Raw genomic sequence first — 17,199 nt, 5'->3', positions numbered from 1 at the left:
GCGGTGAGCGGCAACCAGACCAACGAGGACAGCGGACGCCGTCGGCGCGCCCCGCTCGTCGCCTCCGTGGTGGCGGCGGTGCTGGTCGTGGGCGCGGGCGGCGCGTACTTCGTGACGGCCGGCTTCGGAGGCGACGACGGCGCGGACGCCGGGAGCGGGGCGCGGGACGCGAAGCTGCCCCTGATCTCGGTCAGCGGCGTGCCCGGCGACGGTCCGGGGGTCGCGCCCGGTGAGCTGGACCCCGCCGGGGGGACGCGGTACCGGGCCGTGGGCGAGCTGCCGGACGGCCCGGACAGGGCCGCCGTGCACCATGCGGAGGGCAGGGTCACCGAAGGTCAGGTGGCCCGGCTGGCGAAGGCGCTCGGGCTGCCCGGCCCGGTGCGGCCGGCCGGATCGGTGTGGAGGGCCGGGGCCGACCGGGACGGCTCGGGCGAGACGCTTCGGGTGAACGCCGACGCGCCGGGAACGTGGACGTACAGCAGGTTCGGCCCCTCGCCTCGGGGTGACGACTGCCGGAAGGCCGATGTCTGCGCCTCGACCGCGACCGGGAGCGCGCCCGACGCCGAACCCCTTCTCCCTCCGGTGAGCGAGGCGGCCGCGAAAAGGGCCGCCGCGCCGGTGCTGAAGGCGCTCGGGCAGAGCGACGCCGCGCTCGACGCCGGTCAGGTGATGGGCGGGATCCGGGTGGTGAACGCCGAGCCGGTGGTCGGCGGGCTGCCGACGCACGGCTGGACGACCGGCATACAGGTCGGGGCCGACGGCCAGGTGGTCGGCGGCAGCGGGCAGTTGACGAAGCCGCGGAAGGGGGGCGAGTACCCCGTGGTCTCCGCGGACCGGGCGCTGGGGATGCTGAGCGCGACCGCGGTGGACCACGGTCCGGCGAGGTCTTCCGGATGCCCGCCGACCGACCCGGCCGACCCGGCGCTGGTGGCGGAGAAGCCGTGCGACGTCCCCGTCTGCGCGACGCCCGTGCCGGTGGAGAAGGAGAAGCGGAAACAGCTGCCGCGAGACCTGCCGGGGTGTGTTCCCGTCTGTCCGACCGCACAGCCGGACGACGGCGTGGGGCGCTCGACGGTGTGCGGGCCCGCCGAGCCGCAGTGGATGACGGTGGACAGGGCCGTGTTCGGGCTGGCCGCGCGGTACGTGGACGGGAAGTCGTCCCTCGTACCGTCCTGGCTGTTCCGGATCGCGCCGGGCGGCGGAGCGCGGCCGTACACGATGGCCCAGCCGGCGGTGGAGCCGAGGTTCCTCACCCGGAGCGCGGGCGGCGCCACGCCCGCGGAGCCTTCGTCGCCGTCGCAGCCGCAGCCGCAGCCGACGCGGGGGACCGGGCCGTCCCGGGATCCGGCCGTCCCGGACAGCGATCGCCGGGTGCAGTCGTACACCGCGGACGGGCGGACGCTGACGGTCACGTTCTGGGGCGGGGTGTGCAGTGACTACACCGCGCGGGCGAACGAGAGCGACGGCCGGGTGCGGGTGACGATCACCGAGTCGGAGCCGCGTCCGGGAAGGGTGTGCATCGCCCTCGCCAAGGAGCTGACGGAGAAGGTGACGCTTGAGAAGCCGCTGGGCGGCCGGGAGGTCGTGGACGCCCAGACGGGGAAGACGGTTCCGGTCGGCTGACCGGGCGTCTCACGGCTGACGGACACGCCGAAGGCGGCGGCCCCCGGAAGGGGCCGCCGCCTTCGGCGTGTCGTTCGGCGTCGTTCGCGCGGCGTACCGCGCTCAGTTGAAGGAGTCGCCGCAGGCGCAGGAACCCGTCGCGTTCGGGTTGTCGATGGTGAAGCCCTGCTTCTCGATGGTGTCGACGAAATCGATGGACGCGCCGCCCAGGTAAGGAGCGCTCATCCGGTCGGTGACGACCTTCACACCGTCGAAGTCCTTGACGACGTCGCCGTCGAGCGAACGCTCGTCGAAGAAGAGCTGGTAGCGCAGGCCGGAGCAGCCTCCGGGCTGTACGGCGACGCGCAGCGCCAAGTCGTCCCGGCCTTCCTGGTCCAGCAGGGCCTTGACCTTGGCGGCGGCGGCGTCGGACAGGAGGATGCCGTCGCTCACGGTGGTGGTCTCGTCCGATACGGACATCTGCTTCATCACTCCCGGAATGAGTCTCCCCACCGGAGGCAGGGGGATGTACGGAGACTGCTTGCCGACGATTGCAACAGGCTTGGCCGCGGATTCATTCCGGGCCGGCGTCGTATTTCAGCATCACTTCGCGTCACGTCGCATCTCTTCCCCCTCATGCTCGCATATCCGCCGGGTCGGGGACATGGCTGGACTCCGGGGGGTGCGTCACATCGACGCTATGGAGATCGTCAAAGTGACATGAAGCGGTTATGATAGATAACGTCAAGTAGACGATAAAGGTCTGTGTACAAGAAGAAAGGGTGCGTGACGTGACCACCGCCCAAACCCGTACGGAGTCGCAGGACGCCCTGCTCGACGTGCAGCCCACTCCGCTCGCCCTGCTGCTGCTCGGCCGTGAGGCCGACCCGAAGAGCGAGCGCGGCGTGGAGTGCCCCGGCGATCTGCCGTCCCCCTCCGACCCGGATCTGGTGGAGCGTGCGCGCGCCGCCAAGGCGAAACTCGGCGACAAGGTCTTCGTCCTGGGTCACCACTACCAACGGGACGAGGTCATCCAGTTCGCCGATGTCACCGGCGACTCCTTCAAACTGGCGAAGGACGCGGCGGCACGGCCCGAGGCCGAGTACATCGTCTTCTGCGGTGTGCACTTCATGGCGGAGTCCGCGGACATCCTGACCTCGGACGACCAGAAGGTCGTCCTGCCGGACCTCGCGGCGGGCTGTTCGATGGCCGACATGGCGACGGCCGAGCAGGTCGCCGAGTGCTGGGACGTGCTGACCGAGGCAGGGATAGCCGAGCAGGTCGTGCCCGTCTCGTACATGAACTCCTCGGCGGACATCAAGGCGTTCACCGGGAAGCACGGCGGGACGATCTGCACCTCGTCCAATGCGAAGCGGGCGCTGGAGTGGGCGTTCGGGCAGGGGGAGCGCGGGGAGACCAAGGTGCTCTTCCTTCCCGACCAGCACCTCGGGCGCAACACCGCCGTACGGGACATGGGCATGTCGCTCGACGACTGTGTCGTCTACAACCCGCACAAGCCGAACGGCGGGCTGACGGTCGAGGAGCTGCGCGCGGCGAAGATGATCCTCTGGCGCGGGCACTGCTCGGTGCACGGGCGCTTCTCGCTGGAGTCGGTCCGGGATGTACGGGAGCGGATTCCGGGCGTGAACGTGCTGGTGCATCCCGAGTGCAAGCACGAGGTGGTCGCGGCCGCGGACTACGTCGGCTCGACGGAGTACATCATCAAGACGCTGGAGGCGGCTCCCGCCGGTTCCAAGTGGGCGATCGGCACCGAGCTGAACCTGGTACGCCGGGTGGCGAACGCGCATCCCGACAAGGAGGTCGTCTTCCTCGACAAGACGGTCTGCTTCTGCTCGACGATGAACCGGATCGATCTGCCGCATCTGGTGTGGGCGCTGGAGTCGCTGGCGGAGGGCTCGATGGTCAACCGCATCCAGGTCGACAAGGAGACGGAGAGCTTCGCGAAGCTGGCGCTGGAGAGGATGCTGGCGCTCGCGTAACCCTCGGTCTCGCGCAACCCTCGGTACGGGTCCCTCCTTCGACGCCGGGCGGGCCGGAGGGACGGGTCTGACGGACAGGTCAGGCGGGCCCCGCGGACGCCGGACCGCCCGGACAGGTAGGACGGATCGGATGGATCGGATGGATCGGACGGGCACCTCAGACGCCGGACGAGCCGGACAGACAGATCAGGTGGGTCAGGGCGGACGGGTTGCTCAGGGCGATCAGATGGCCGCCGGGAAGTTCCTCCGTGGGCAGGCACAGCCGGTCGGCCACCACCCGGCGCTGGAATCCGGCCGGTAGGAACCGGTCGTCCCTGCCCTGGAGGAAGCGCGTGGGAATGTCGGGCCACCCGGGCAGCGGCCAGGGGTCCGCGAACAGGGCCTCCGAGGGCGCGCCGGGCGGGGTGCCCGCCATCGCCTGGGCCGTGACCTCGGGCGGGACGTCGTGGAAGAAGTCGACCAGCGGGTCGAACGCGGCGTCGGGGTCCCGGCCGTCCCGTAACGCCATGGCTCTGCGGGCCTCGGGCTGGCCGGTGTCGTCCCACCACTCCCCCGCGGTCTCGCCAGGCGCGGGAACCATGGCGTTGACGAGGATCAGCCGCTCCACGGGGATACGTTCGCAGACCAGCGGTGCGATGAAGCCGGCCAGGGACTGGGCCACGACGACCAGCCGGCCGGGCGCGGGGCCGAGCTGGCCGATGACGGCGTCGGTGTAGTCGGAGAGGTCGGCCGTGTCGTCGTCGGGCAGATCGACGGCGATGGCCTCATGGCCCCGGGCGCGCAGTTCGGGCACGACCCGGTGCCAGTACCAGGCATGGCCGTCGGCACCGGGGATGAGGAGGAACTCCGTCATACGACGCTCCTGCGGAAGGGGCCAGAGGGCACCATCGTGACGCAAAGACGCCCGGCCGCGGCCCTGGCAGGGGCCGCGGCCGGGCGTGTTCACCGGATCCGCGCTACCGATCGGCGAGGGTGAGGTCCCCTCCGTCCTTTCCGGCGCCCGCGTCTCCGTCCTTTCCGGCGTCGGCGTCGCCCGACTTCTGCGCCCGCTTCGCCGCCTTCTTCTTGGCGCGGCGCTCCTTGCGCAGCTCGACCATCGCGTACAGCGTGGGCACGAGCAGCAGGGTGAGCAGGGTCGAGGTGATCAGACCGCCGATCACGACCACCGCCAGCGGCTTGGCGATGAAGCCGCCCTCGCCCGTGACGCCGAGGGCCATCGGGAGCAGGGCGCAGATCGTCGCCAGGGCGGTCATCAGAATCGGGCGCAGCCGGTGCCGGCCGCCCTCGATGACGGATTCGACGACTCCGTATCCCTGGGCCCGGTACTGGTTGATCAGGTCGATCAGCACGATCGCGTTGGTGACCACGATGCCGATCAGCATCAGCATGCCGATCATCGCCGGGACGCCCATCGGGGTGCCGGTGATCACCAGCAGTCCGATCGCGCCGGTCGCCGCGAACGGGATGGAGACCAGCAGGATCAGCGGCTGTACCAGGGAGCGGAAGGTGGCGACCAGGAGCATGAAGACGATCGCGATGGCCGCGAGCATCGCCAGACCCAGCGAGGCGAATGCCTCGTCCTGGTCCTCCGACACACCGCCGATGGAGGCGGTGGCGCCCTCTGGCAGATCGATGGAGTTCAGCTTGGAGTTGAGTTCCGTGCTGACCGCTCCGGTGTTGTCGCCGGTCGGCTTCGCCGTGATCGTGGCGGCTCGGGAGCCGTCGATCCGGGTCATCGAGACCGGGCCGGGCACCAGCTTCACCTCGGCGATCTGACCGAGCTTCACCGTGCCGAGGGAGAGTTCCCGCAGCTCCGCCATGGTCTTGGCGGGCTTGGCCGAGGTGATGACGACATCGCGCTCGCTGTCGTCGAGGATCGCCTTGGCCGCGGGGGTGCCGCTGACGGCCTGGCTGACGGCCGCGCCGAGCGTGGTGTCGTTGAAACCGGCCGCGGCGGCGTTGGCGTTGGCCTTGACGGAGATCCGCGGGACGCTCTGCGCCAGATCGCTCTGGACGTCGGTGACGTTCTTGAGGCCGGCGACCTCCTCGCGTACCTTCTCGGACGCCTCTTTCAGGGTGGCCGGGTCGGCGGCCTTGACGACGACGCTCAGGTCCTGGCTGCCGAAGCCGTCGCCGGCCGCGATGGTCGTGTCGCCGATGCCGTCCAGCTTGGCGAGTTCGGCGTCGATGCGGTCGCGGGTCTTCTCGTAGTCGGCCGCGTCCTTCAGGGTCATCTGGTACGACGCCTGGTTGGAGCCGGTGCCGCCGCCGAAGGCCGCCATGAAGCCGGAGGAGCCGACGGTGACCTGGTAGTTCTTCAGCTCGTCGATGCCGTCGAGGACCTTCTCGACCTTCTTGGCGGCGGCGTCGGACGCCTCCAGGCTGGTGCCCGGCGGCAGCTCCTGCTTGAGCGACATGACTTCCTGCTCGCCCTGGTCGAAGAAGTTCGTCTTCAGCAGGCCGGCCATGCCGACCGTGCCGAGGAAGATGACGACCGCGAGGACGACGCTGGTGATCCGGCGGCGCGTGGCGAACCGCAGGACTGGAACGTACGCGCGCTGGAGCCTGCTGCGCTCCTCCTTCTCCTCCGCGATGCGACGGGCCTCGTCCGGGTCCATTCCGCGTACGGCCTTCGGGGCGCGCAGGAACCAGAACGACAGCACGGGCACGACGGTGAGCGAGACCAGCAGCGACGCCAGCAGGGCGGCGGTGACGGTCAGCGAGAACGAGCCGAACAGCTCGCCGATCATGCCGCCGGCGAGGCCGATCGGCAGGAACACGGCGACGGTGGTCAGCGTCGAGGCGGTGACCGCGCCGGCGACCTCCTTGACCGCGGTGATGATCGCGCTCTCGCGCTCCTCGCCGTAGCCGAGGTGCCGCTTGATGTTCTCCAGGACGACGATCGAGTCGTCGACGACCCGGCCGATCGCGATCGTCAGCGCGCCGAGCGTGAGCATGTTGAGCGACAGGTCGCGGGTCCACAGCACGATCAGCGCGAGGACCACGGAGAGCGGGATGGAGACCGCCGTGACCAGGGTGGAGCGCAGGGAGGCCAGGAAGACCAGGATCACGAGCACGGCGAAGAGCAGACCGAGCGCGCCTTCGGTGGTCAGACCGGAGATCGACTTGGAGACGGCCGGGCCCTGGTCGGAGACGACCGTCAGTTCGGCGCCGGAGCCGAGGTCCCGGCGGAGATCGGGCAGCTTCTCCTTGACCGCGTCGGAGATGGCGACGGCACTTCCGTCGTTGTCCATGGTGGCGAGGACCGCGAGGCTCGGCTTGCCGTTCGTACGGGTGAGGGAGACGGGGGTGGACGTCGTCTGCTCGACCTTGGCGATGTCGCCGAGGCGTACGGGCTTGCCCTTCGCGGGGGCCGCCGGGGCGATCCGCAGTTCCTCGATCTGCTTGAGGTCGGTGAAGCCGCCGCCGACCTGGACCGTGCGGTTCTGGCCGTCCTCGCTGAAGGAGCCGGCCGGCATGGTCGCGCCGCCCGCCTTGAGCGCGTCGCCGAGGGCCGCGGTGGTGAGGCCCGCCGCCGCGAGCTTCGCCTCGTCGGGGGTGACGGAGACCTGGAGGTCCTGGACGCCGTCGATGGAGACCTGGCCGACGCCGTCGATGTCCTCGAGGGCGGGGACGACCGTGCGCTCCAGCTGGTCGGCGAGCGCCTGCGGGTCCTTGTCCGAGGTGACGGCGAGGACGACGGTCGGAATGTCGTCCGTCGAACCGGCGATCACCTGCGGGTCGACGTCGTCGGGCAGCTGGGCACGGGCCCGGTTCACGGCCTGCTGGACATCGGCGACGAGCTGCTTGGTGCCGTCTCCGTACTCGAAGCCGGCCATGATCACGGCGTTGCCCTCGCTCGCCGTGGAGGTGATCCCCTTGATGCCGTCGACGGCCTTGATGGAGTCTTCCAGCGGCTCGACGACCTGCTTCTCTACCACATCGGGGGAAGCGCCCTGGTAAGGGGCGAGCACCGAGACCATCGGGAGTTCGATGGACGGCAGCAGTTGCTGCTTGAGCTGGGGGATGGCGATCGCCCCGAAGACGATCGCCACGATCGACGTCAGCCCCACCAGGGCACGTTGTTTCAGGCTGATTCTCGACAGCCAGGACATGGGGTCTCTCTTCTTTGGCTAGCGCGGCGGGAAGTCGCCGGAGACAGGCGTACGGTCGGGCGGGCCGAGCGGTCTGCGGGCACAGTCGGCTGCCCGCTTATACGATCAGCCATGCGGACGGCGGTCGTCTCGCCCCCAGGTCCCGTTTCTTTATCTCGCGCATACCGCGATTGGAGTACGCGGGGGGCCCGGTTCACTCCGCCCTTGGACGGACCAGACCCGACTCATAGGCGGTGACGACCAATTGCGCCCGGTCGCGCGCGCCCAGTTTGGCCATCGCGCGGTTCACATGGGTCTTGACGGTGAGCGGACTCACCACGAGGCGTTCGGCGATCTCGTCGTTGGAGTGGCCGCCGGCGACCAGGACGAGGACCTCGCGCTCGCGCACGGTGAGAGCGCCGAGGCGTTCGGAGTAGGTGGCGGACGAGGGGTTGTCGTCGTCGTCCGGATCGCCGCCCTGGGCGAGGAACTTGGCGATCAGGCCCTTGGTCGCGACGGGCGAGAGCAGCGCGTCGCCGGCGGCGGCGATACGGATGGCGTTGAGCAGTTCGTCGGGTTCGGCGCCTTTGCCGAGAAAGCCGGACGCGCCGGCCCGCAGGGACTGGACGACGTACTCGTCCACTTCGAAGGTGGTCAGCATGACGACCCGTACATGGGCCAGTCCGGGATCCGCGCTGATCATGCGGGTGGCGGCGAGCCCGTCCGTGCCGGGCATCCGGATGTCCATCAGGACGACGTCCGCGCGCTCGGAGCGGGCCAGGGCGACGGCTTCGGCGCCGTCCGCGGCCTCCCCGACCACGGTCATATCGGGTTCCGAGTCCACCAGGACCCGGAAGGCGCTGCGCAGCAGCGTCTGATCGTCCGCGAGCAGAACCCTGATCGTCATCCGTCCTCCCCCGTGCGAGCTTTCAGGGGAAGTATCGCCTGTACGCGGAAGCCGCCTCCGTATCGGGGGCCCGCATTGAGTCTGCCGCCGAGCGCGAAGACGCGTTCCCGCATGCCGAGGAGGCCGTGGCCGCCGCCGATGGCGGCTGCCTGGTCGTGGCCGTTGGCGCGGCCGTGACCCGATCCGTCGCCTGGTCCATGGACCGCCGTGACGGCCGGTCCGCCGCCGGGGCCGCCGGCCGCGATGGCGCCTTGCCCATGGCTGGAGGCACCGCCGGAAGCACTGCCCGGACCGCTTCCCGGAGTGCTTCCCGGAGCGCTGTGCGTACCGGTGTCCGGACCGCCGCCGGGTGCGCCGTCGTACGGGGCCGTGGCATGGGGCGAGGCCGTGCGCGTCTCCGGGGCTGATCCGTTGTCCAGCACCGTGACCTCCAGGGTCGAACCGACCCGTATCACGCTCACCTCGGCCTTCGCGTCCGGTCCCGCGTGCTTGCGCACATTGGTCAGCGCCTCCTGGACGATCCGGTACGCGGCGAGGTCGACGGCGGCGGGCCGCCGGACTCCGCCGTCGGCGCGGGCCACCTCGACCACCAGGCCCGCCTGCCGGAAGGTCGTCACCAGCTGATCCAGCACATCGAGGCCGGGCGCCGGTTCGGTGGGGGCTTCCGGGTCGCCGGACTGCCTGAGCAGACCCACCGTGGTACGGAGTTCGTTCAGCGCGGAGCGGCTGGCCTCCCGCACATGTCCGAGCGCCTCCTTGGCCTGGTCGGGGCGCTTGTCCATGACGTGCGCGGCGACGCCCGCCTGCACATTGACCAGGGCGATGTGGTGGGCGACGACATCGTGGAGATCACGGGCGATCCGCAGCCGCTCCTCCGCGACCCTGCGGCGGGCCTCCTCCTCACGGGTCCGCTCGGCGCGCTCGGCCCGCTCCCGGATGGCGTCGACGAACGCCCGCCGGCTCCGTACGGCGTCTCCCGCCGCCGCGGCCATCCCGGTCCAGGCGAAGATGCCGAGGTTCTCCTGGGTGTACCAGGGGGCCGTGCCGAAGAACATCGACGTGCCGGTGAGCACGGTCATCGTGAGCAGGCCGATCCGCCAGGTGGTGGGCCGGTTGGTGCGGGAGGCCACCGTGTAGAGGGCGATCACGACGGCCATCGCGACCGGGGCGGGCCGGTCGCCGAAGATCAGCTCGATCACGGTCAGCGCGCCGACGAAGACCAGGACCGCCACCGGACGGCTGCGGCGGTAGACGAGGACCGCCGAGACCAGGACCATCAGCACCAGGCTGCGCGCCTCCGGGGTGCGCGCGCCGAACTCCGGTCCGTGCCGTCCGTAGGGCTCCGCGAAGGAGCCGATGACCATGCAGATCAGTACGAGTACGGCGAGGGCGCCGTCGAGCGCCAGCGGGTGCTCGCGGAGCCAGCGTCGAGTGCGGGCGAACCCGGCGGCGAGGGAGGTCACGCCAAGCAACGTTACGGCGTGTCGCGGCGCGCGTGTACGGATGCGGTGTTCCCCGGCGTCCGGACGTCTCCCTCCGCGGTCCGCCTCCTGTGCGGTCCGCCTCCTGTGCGATCGGCCTCCTCGGCGGCCGGGTCTCCCGTGGGTACGCGTGTACGCGGCCGGAGTCCGGGGGTGCGGCCTTGAGCCTCGTGTGTGCGGGCGGGCGGATTCCCGCGCACGGACGCGGGCGGACACGGGCGTACGCGCGCGTGCCCCGCGCCGGAGGCTTCCGGGCGGGGCACGTTGTTGGAGTGCGGTACCGGGTGCGGTGGCCCGGCGACGGTGGCGCGGCTGCGGGGAACTACTCCTGGGACGGTGCGGAGTCGGGGATGAGACCCCAGTCGCCGAGCATCTCCCGTACATCCTCCAGCGAGGCGCCGGGGTCGGGGAGGATCAGATCCGACGGCTCCAGGGAGTCGTCCGGCAGGGGCTCCCCGAGCGCCCGGACCCGTTCCAGAAGCGCGCTGAGAGTCCGGCGGAAACCGGGACCGTCACCCTGCTCGATCTCCGCCAGCAGCTCGTCGTCGAGCTTGTCCAGTTCGGCGAAGTGGCTGTCCGCCAGCCTCACCTGCGCCTCCCCCATGATCCGCACGATCATGACGAGTCCCTACTGCTCGGTCCTGCCGGACGTGGTGTCGTTCTTCTCGGTCACCGGCCGATCGACCGCCGCTCGGCCGGAGGTCGGTCACCGGTCGGTCGGCCGACCGGTGCCTGTCAGTGCTTGCGGGTGCTTGCCGGTGCTGGTCAGCGCTCGTCAGTGCTTGTCGCTTGTCGGTTTGTCAGTGCTTGTCAGTGCTTGTCAGTGCTTGTCGAAGTTGGGCCTGGTGTTCTGCTGCTGCCGGGAGGCGTCCTGCGCCGTCGCACTGCCGCCCTCGATGGCCTGCTGCGAGGAGCCGCTGCCGCCCGCCAGCTCGGCCTTCATCCGCTGAAGCTCCAGCTCCACATCAGTACCACCGGAGATGCGGTCCAGCTCGGCGGCGATGTCGTCCTTCGCCATCCCGGTCGGGTCGTCGAGCGCGCCGGAGGCCAGCAGCTCGTCGATCGCACCGGCCCGCGCCTGCAGCTGCGCGGTCTTGTCCTCGGCCCGCTGGATCGCCAGGCCGACGTCGCCCATCTCCTCCGAGATCCCGGAGAACGCCTCGCCGATCCGGGTCTGCGCCTGGGCGGCGGTGTACGTGGCCTTGATCGTCTCCTTCTTCGTACGGAAGGCGTCGACCTTGGCCTGCAGCCGCTGAGCCGCGAGGGTGAGCTTCTCCTCCTCGCCCTGCAACGTCTGGTGCTGCGTCTCCAGATCGCTGACCTGCTGCTGAAGCGCGGCACGACGGGACAGCGCCTCGCGCGCCAGGTCCTCGCGGCCGAGCGCCAGCGCCTTGCGGCCCTGGTCCTCCAGCTTGGTCGACTGTCCTTGCAACTGGTTGAGCTGGAGCTCCAGGCGCTTGCGGGAGGTCGCCACATCGGCGACTCCCCTGCGCACCTTCTGAAGCAGCTCCAGCTGCTTCTGGTACGAGTAATCGAGGGTCTCGCGCGGATCCTCGGCCCTGTCAAGGGCCTTGTTTGCCTTCGCGCGGAAGATCATCCCCATACGCTTCATGACACCGCTCATGGGCTTCGCGCGCCCCCTTCTGACGGACTACGGCTCCAGCACTCCAACAGAACCCACAGTACGGGCCCTGCATCCATTACCGCACTGTTCGAGCGCGGATGCGCTCCTCCCCAAGGACGACTGCGTACTGCTTCCGATCCGGCGCAAGGAGTAGATGACCGTCAGGGACACCACCGGGCTCCACCCGTGCCGACCGGATCCGGACCCGTCGCCGTACGACGGTCCCGCACCCGCCCGGAACCCCACCGGCCTCCGGCTCCCGCGCCGGCTCCCGCGCCGTCCTTCTGTCCCTTATGGACGCACGGTGTTGCGGGATCGTTCCCCTCCGCCGTTCGGTCCATGCACGGCACCCCGTACCCTTGTGTTTTGTGTTCCGTAGCCGTGCCAAGACAGAGAAGGCCCCCACCGACAAGGTGACGGCGGACCTCTCCGAGCAGACCCGCGACCCCCAGGCCCCGAAGGGCCGCCCCACTCCCAAGCGGAGTGAGGCCCAGAGCCAGCGCCGTCGTGCCGCCACGACGCCGCTCGACCGCAAGGCCGCCATGAAGCGCCAGCGAGAGGCCAGGCGCGCGGACATGGCGCGCCAGCGAGAGGCCCTCGCCAGCGGTGACGAGCGGTATCTGCCGGCCCGTGACAAGGGACAGGTGCGCCGGTTCGTCCGCGACTTCGTCGACTCGCGCTTCTGCATCGCCGAGTTCTTCCTGCCGATGGCGGTGCTCATCCTGGTGATGAGCATGGTCCGGATCGGTCAGCTGCAGAGCATCGCGCTGCTGCTCTGGCTCGGCGTCATCGTCATGATCCTCGTGGACTCGGCGGGTCTGGCGATCCGGCTGAAGAAGCAGCTGAGGGAACGGTTCCCCGACGAGCCCAAGCGCGGCGCGGTCGCCTACGGTCTGATGCGCACGCTCCAGATGCGCCGACTGCGTCTGCCGAAGCCGCAGGTCAAGCGCGGAGAGCGACCCTGAGCACCGAGGCCCGCGGTGTGATGGACGCACCGGGCGGCCCTGTGGTGCCCGGTGGGCTGCGTGACACCGTCCGGCAGGTGCTCCTGGCCCGTCAGCTCGATGAGCAGATAGTCGCCCGCTACCCCGTGGGACAGCGGCTGCGGATACTCGACGTCGGCATGGGCCGCGGCGCGCAGGCCCTGCGGCTGGCGCGGGCCGGACACACGATCACCGGAATGGAATCCGACCCCGGACTGCTGCGGGCCGCCCAGGAGTCGCTGTCCACCGAGCCCGCGGGGATCCGCGAGCGGGTGCGGCTGATCGAGGGCGACGGCCGCGAGACGGGGGTGCACTTCCTGCCGGGCAGCTTCGACGTGGTGCTCTGCCACGGGGTGCTGATGTCGTCGCCGGAGCCGGACGCGATGCTCGCCGGCCTCGCCAGGATGCTGGCGCCGGGCGGGCTGCTCTCCCTCCTCGTACGGAACGCGGACGCGCTGGCCATGGGGCCGGGGCTCACGGGCGACTGGACCGGGGCGCTGACCGCTCTGGAGTCCGACGAGTACACCGACCAGCGGGGCCTCGCCCTGCGGGCCGACCGGCTCGACTCGCTGACGTCGACGCTCGCGGGGATCGCGGCGCCGCTGCACGCCTGGTACGGGGTGCAGGTCTTCACCGACTGGAGCGCCGACACCGTGATCCCGGCCGCGGACGAGTTGGAGCGGCTGCTGACGGCGGAGGACCGGGCCGGGCGCACGGAGCCGTACCGGCGGGTGGCGGCACTGCTGCACCTGTGCGGGGTGCGCGGCTGAGAGCCCGCGTCCGCGGTGGGGTTCCGCCGGGTGCTCCCATGGGCCGGGGCCCGCAGGCCGAATCTCGCGGGGCGCTCAGGTAACACGGTGGCTCTCGCGTCCTCACTCAAGTGAGCGCCTCAGACACCACTCGAAATGACGACGCCGGGCCTGCCGGGACCGGTGGACCCCTCACGGACAAGGCCGGCGAGAGCGCCGGTCCGTCCGCGAGTCCGGCGGTGAAGCTGCCGGCCGGGGAGACATGGCGGGCGCTGTACCGGCACTTCCGCCCGCACCGCTGGTCTGTCGCGCTCGGGGCGTCGCTCGCGCTGGTCGGCACGGTCGCCGGGCTCGCTCAGCCGCTCGCCGCGAAGTCGCTGGTGGAGCGGCTCGGCGAAGACGACTCGATCACCGGGGTGCTGGTGCTGCTCACGGCGCTGGTGGTGATCGGCACGGCCATCGAGGCGGTGGGCGCGTACATCCTGGAGCGCACCGCCGAGTCGGTGGTGCTGGCCGCGCGCCGGACCCTGATCGGGCGGCTGCTGCGGCTGCGGCTGCCGGAGGTGGAGAAGACCCAGCCGGGCGATCTGATGTCACGGGTCACCTCGGACACGACGCTGCTGCGGGCGGTGACCACCCAGTCGGTCGTCTCCGCGGTGACCGGTGCTCTCGCCTTCGTCGCCACGATCGTGCTGATGGGCATGATGGACCCGGTGCTGCTCGGCGTGACGCTCGGTGTGATCGTGCTGGTCGGCGGCTGTGTGGCGCTGGTGATGCCCCAGATCTCGCGGTCGACGCAGCGGGCGCAGGAGGCGGTGGGCTCGATCTCCACGGTGCTGGAGCGGGCGTTCGGCGCGTTCCGGACGCTGAAGGCGTCCGGAGCGGAGGAGCGGGAGACCGCTGTGATCGCGGAGGCGGCGCACGAGGCGTGGCGGCACGGCGTGCGGTCGGCGAAGTGGCAGTCCGTGGCGTGGTCGTCGGTGGGGCTCGCGGTGCAGGTGTCGTTCCTGGCGGTGCTCGGCATCGGCGGGGCCCGGGTGGCGTCCGGTGCGATCTCCATCTCGACGCTGGTGGCGTTCCTGCTCTTCCTCTTCTATCTGATCGACCCGGTGTCGAAGCTGGTGGAGGCGGCGACGCAGTACCAGCAGGGGTCGGCGGCGATCGCGCGGATCGTGGAGGCGGAGCGGCTGGAGATGGAGGACCTGGGGTCGGGGCCCGTGGACGAGCCCGCGGAGGGGCCCGCGTCGGTGGCCTTCGAGGAGGTGGCCTTCCGGTACCGCGACGACCTTCCGTACGTCCACCAGGGGGTCACCTTCACGGTGCCGGGCGCGGGGATGACCGCGTTCGTGGGGCCGTCGGGCGCGGGCAAGACCACCGTGTTCGGGCTGATCGAACGCTTCTACGAGGCGGACGGCGGCCGGATCCTCGTGGACGGGCGGGATGTGCGCGACTGGCCGCTGGCCGAGTTGCGGGCCGCCATCGGCTATGTCGAGCAGGACGCGCCCGTACTGGCGGGGACCCTGCGCGAGAATCTCGTCTTCGCCGCGCCGGACGCCACGGACGAGGACATCCGGGACGTTCTCGTACGGGCCAGGCTGGACGCGCTCGTCGACCGGCTGCCGGACGGTCTGGAGACGGTGGTCGGCCACCGCGGTTCCAAGCTGTCGGGGGGTGAGCGCCAGCGCGTGGCGATCGCTCGGGCGTTGCTGCGCCGGCCGCGGCTGCTTCTGCTGGACGAGGCGACCTCGCAGCTGGACGCGGTCAACGAGATGGCCCTGCGGGATGTGGTCGCGGAGATCTCCCGCGAGGTGACGGTGCTGGTGGTGGCGCACCGGCTCTCCACGGTGACGCTGGCGGACCGGATCGTGGTCATGGACGCGGGGAAGGTGCGCGCGGTGGGCACGCACATGGAGCTGGTGGCGGCGGATCCGCTGTACGGGGAGCTGGCGGCGACGCAGTTCCTGGCGTCCTCTCCGGGGGCGGCGGAGTTGGCGGAGGCCGAGGTGACGGCGGCGGGCTGAGTGACGGCGGGCCGAGAGGGACCGCGGAACCTCGGGATCGGTCGAGGGGCGCGCTCCCTGGCGCCGCCCGTGATCCCGCGGGTCCCCAGGGCGGTGCCACCTGATCGGAGGCGTACAGCAGGCCGTACAGGGCGGATAAAAGCGACACTTCGGATATGGATGCACCCCACAACCACGTCTCCCGCCCCTCCGCCCGGCCCGGCGGGCGCGGTCCGCGTACCCGGCGGCTGCTGCTGTCACTGACCGCCGCGATATCCACGGCCGCCCTGATCGGCGGCTGCTCCTCCGGCTCGTCCGCCAAGGAGTCGGAGAGTTCGGCGCGCGCGGCGGCGCCCAAGGTCACGAGCGATCTCCAGTCGGACTACGAGACCGTGATCAAGAACGTGCTGCCGTCGGTCGTGCAGATCGAGGCGGGGGACAATCTCGGCTCGGGCGTCGTGTACGACGGCGAGGGCCATGTGATCACCAACGCCCATGTGGTCGACCGGGCGAAGAACTTCACGGTCACCGTGGCGACGAGCAAGAATCCCCTGCCCGCGAAGCTGGTGTTCTCGTATCCGGAGCAGGACCTGGCGGTGATCAAACTGGACCAGGTCCCGGCCGGGCTGAAGGCGGCGACCTTCGGCCAATCGTCGAAGGTCGCGGTGGGACAGATCGTGCTGGCGATGGGTTCGCCGCTCGGCCTGTCCAGCAGTGTCACCGAGGGAATCGTCTCCGGCGTCGGCCGGACGGTGACCGAGAGCGGGTCGGGCGGCGGCACGGGCGCGACGATCGGCAACATGGTGCAGACCTCGGCGGCGATCAATCCGGGCAACAGCGGGGGCGCGCTGGTCAACCTCGACAGCGAGGTCATCGGCATCCCGACGCTGGCGGCGACGGAGCCCCAGGCGGGCAACAGCGCGGCACCCGGCATCGGTTTCGCGATCCCCGCCTCGATGGTGAAGACAGTGGCCGACCAGATCATCAAGAGCGGCAAGGTGACGGACTCCGGCCGCGCCGCCCTGGGCATCACGGCCCGTACCGTTCTCGACGAGAACCTCCAGCCGTCGGGGGTCGTGGTGGTCAAGGTCGCGTCCGGCGGTCCGGCGGACAAGGCGGGGCTGCGGCAGGGCGACATCATCACCCAGGTGGGCTCCGCCCCGATCACGACGATCACCTCCCTCGCGGAGGCGCTGGCGTCGGACAGCCCCGGCGAGAAGGTCTCGGTGTCGTATGTACGCGACGGTGAGCAGAAGAAGGCGGAAGTGACGCTGGGCGAGATGTGAAAGACCCGCCGGCTCCGTCGCCGGGCTGCCGGAAGGGGGCGCCCGGCGACGGAGCCGGAATCGGTCCGCGACAAACGAGGGACCGTACGGAACGAGGGGCCGCGCGGAGCACGGTGAAACCGGAACCGGAACCGGCCCGGCACGAGAACGGGGGCGCGCCCGCCGCTTCGCGCGGGCGCGCCCCCTTCTCGTGCCCTGAGCGGATCGGGGCTACTCCGCGTGGAGGCTCATCGGACCGTAGATCCTGGTGGCGTCCTCGGAGAGGAACACCTGGTCCGCGCCGCCGTCGCGGAGTTCCTTCCAGTACTCGCCGATCCATGACTCGGCGTCGCCTTGGGTTGTGAACTCCTCCGGCTCGACCGCCGGCTGAACCTCCGTTCCGTCGGACTTCTCGAACCGCCACGTCCATGCCATGTGCGCCTCCCAGGGACCTCGGTGATCTCTGTCCTGCCCGCAGCGTATCCGGGCGGGCA

The 17,199-nt window shown here is 70.6% G+C and carries 14 protein-coding genes; 6 read left to right on the top strand and 8 right to left on the bottom strand.

Going from position 1 to position 17,199, the window contains the following annotated elements; genetic code table 11:
• Positions 1-3 precede the first annotated feature (3 nt).
• The gene (locus ACWEFL_RS04330) at positions 4-1,623 is read left to right on the top strand and encodes a hypothetical protein (protein ID WP_451707172.1); all 1,620 of its coding nucleotides are present in this window, start codon (positions 4-6) and stop codon (positions 1,621-1,623) included.
• 102 nt (positions 1,624-1,725) lie between these two features.
• Here ACWEFL_RS04330 and ACWEFL_RS04325 read toward each other — a convergent pair whose 3' ends face one another.
• On the bottom strand, positions 1,726-2,082 hold the full coding sequence (locus ACWEFL_RS04325) for a HesB/IscA family protein (protein ID WP_399239817.1): 357 nt from the start codon (positions 2,080-2,082) through the stop codon (positions 1,726-1,728).
• Between the two features lie 302 nt (positions 2,083-2,384).
• Between ACWEFL_RS04325 and nadA the strand changes: the two genes are divergently transcribed.
• A complete protein-coding gene (nadA, locus tag ACWEFL_RS04320) occupies positions 2,385-3,602 on the top strand; it encodes a quinolinate synthase NadA (RefSeq protein ID WP_451707169.1) in 1,218 nt (405 codons plus the stop codon).
• Between the two features lie 157 nt (positions 3,603-3,759).
• Here nadA and ACWEFL_RS04315 read toward each other — a convergent pair whose 3' ends face one another.
• The 6 genes from ACWEFL_RS04315 to ACWEFL_RS04290 form a co-directional block, all read right to left on the bottom strand.
• The gene (locus ACWEFL_RS04315; protein ID WP_451707167.1) at positions 3,760-4,455 is read right to left on the bottom strand and encodes an alpha/beta fold hydrolase; all 696 of its coding nucleotides are present in this window, start codon (positions 4,453-4,455) and stop codon (positions 3,760-3,762) included.
• Positions 4,456-4,558: 103 nt separating this feature from the next.
• Positions 4,559-7,717: an efflux RND transporter permease subunit gene (locus ACWEFL_RS04310; RefSeq protein ID WP_451707164.1), complete on the bottom strand. Its 3,159-nt coding sequence runs from the start codon at positions 7,715-7,717 to the stop codon at positions 4,559-4,561.
• 193 nt (positions 7,718-7,910) lie between these two features.
• The gene (locus ACWEFL_RS04305; RefSeq protein ID WP_451707161.1) at positions 7,911-8,603 is read right to left on the bottom strand and encodes a response regulator; all 693 of its coding nucleotides are present in this window, start codon (positions 8,601-8,603) and stop codon (positions 7,911-7,913) included.
• A complete protein-coding gene (locus ACWEFL_RS04300) occupies positions 8,600-10,075 on the bottom strand; it encodes a sensor histidine kinase (RefSeq protein WP_451707158.1) in 1,476 nt (491 codons plus the stop codon). The genes ACWEFL_RS04305 and ACWEFL_RS04300 overlap by 4 nt, the downstream gene beginning before the upstream one ends.
• Positions 10,076-10,406: 331 nt before the next feature.
• Entirely contained in the window at positions 10,407-10,703 is a 297-nt protein-coding gene (pspAA, locus tag ACWEFL_RS04295) for a PspA-associated protein PspAA (protein WP_451707156.1), read from the bottom strand.
• Between the two features lie 201 nt (positions 10,704-10,904).
• Positions 10,905-11,708 (bottom strand): PspA/IM30 family protein, encoded by an 804-nt coding sequence (locus ACWEFL_RS04290; protein WP_451707153.1) that lies wholly within the window; start codon positions 11,706-11,708, stop codon positions 10,905-10,907.
• A gap of 368 nt (positions 11,709-12,076) precedes the next feature.
• Between ACWEFL_RS04290 and ACWEFL_RS04285 the strand changes: the two genes are divergently transcribed.
• From ACWEFL_RS04285 to ACWEFL_RS04270, 4 genes are all read left to right on the top strand, one after another.
• Entirely contained in the window at positions 12,077-12,673 is a 597-nt protein-coding gene (locus ACWEFL_RS04285; protein WP_451707150.1) for a DUF3043 domain-containing protein, read from the top strand.
• An 83-nt stretch (positions 12,674-12,756) separates the two neighbouring features.
• Positions 12,757-13,461 carry a class I SAM-dependent methyltransferase gene (locus ACWEFL_RS04280; protein ID WP_451707327.1) on the top strand — a complete coding sequence of 235 codons (705 nt, stop codon included), beginning with the start codon at positions 12,757-12,759 and terminating at the stop codon, positions 13,459-13,461.
• A 224-nt stretch (positions 13,462-13,685) separates the two neighbouring features.
• Entirely contained in the window at positions 13,686-15,461 is a 1,776-nt protein-coding gene (locus ACWEFL_RS04275) for an ABC transporter ATP-binding protein (protein WP_451707324.1), read from the top strand.
• Between the two features lie 155 nt (positions 15,462-15,616).
• Positions 15,617-16,726: a S1C family serine protease gene (locus ACWEFL_RS04270; protein ID WP_451707147.1), complete on the top strand. Its 1,110-nt coding sequence runs from the start codon at positions 15,617-15,619 to the stop codon at positions 16,724-16,726.
• A 210-nt stretch (positions 16,727-16,936) separates the two neighbouring features.
• On the opposite strand, the gene ACWEFL_RS04265 is transcribed toward ACWEFL_RS04270, so the two are convergent.
• The gene (locus ACWEFL_RS04265; RefSeq protein ID WP_451707144.1) at positions 16,937-17,140 is read right to left on the bottom strand and encodes a hypothetical protein; all 204 of its coding nucleotides are present in this window, start codon (positions 17,138-17,140) and stop codon (positions 16,937-16,939) included.
• Positions 17,141-17,199 lie beyond the last annotated feature (59 nt).

The sequence above is a fragment of the Streptomyces sp. NPDC004838 genome (assembly GCF_053600955.1).
The sequence above is the reverse complement of the archived record's forward strand: the minus strand, read 5'-3'. Positions and strand labels throughout refer to the sequence as shown.

What these genes read in the sequence shown, in the direction of transcription:
- ACWEFL_RS04325 (WP_399239817.1), bottom strand. Translation starts at nt 2,082, where the DNA reads ATGTCCGTATCGGACGAGACCACCACCGTGAGCGACGGCATCCTCCTG.
- ACWEFL_RS04315 (WP_451707167.1), bottom strand. Translation starts at nt 4,455, where the DNA reads ATGACGGAGTTCCTCCTCATCCCCGGTGCCGACGGCCATGCCTGGTAC.
- ACWEFL_RS04310 (WP_451707164.1), bottom strand. Translation starts at nt 7,717, where the DNA reads ATGTCCTGGCTGTCGAGAATCAGCCTGAAACAACGTGCCCTGGTGGGG.
- ACWEFL_RS04305 (WP_451707161.1), bottom strand. Translation starts at nt 8,603, where the DNA reads ATGACGATCAGGGTTCTGCTCGCGGACGATCAGACGCTGCTGCGCAGC.
- pspAA (WP_451707156.1), bottom strand. Translation starts at nt 10,703, where the DNA reads ATGATCGTGCGGATCATGGGGGAGGCGCAGGTGAGGCTGGCGGACAGC.
- ACWEFL_RS04290 (WP_451707153.1), bottom strand. Translation starts at nt 11,708, where the DNA reads ATGAGCGGTGTCATGAAGCGTATGGGGATGATCTTCCGCGCGAAGGCA.
- ACWEFL_RS04270 (WP_451707147.1), top strand. Translation starts at nt 15,617, where the DNA reads ATGGATGCACCCCACAACCACGTCTCCCGCCCCTCCGCCCGGCCCGGC.
- ACWEFL_RS04265 (WP_451707144.1), bottom strand. Translation starts at nt 17,140, where the DNA reads ATGGCATGGACGTGGCGGTTCGAGAAGTCCGACGGAACGGAGGTTCAG.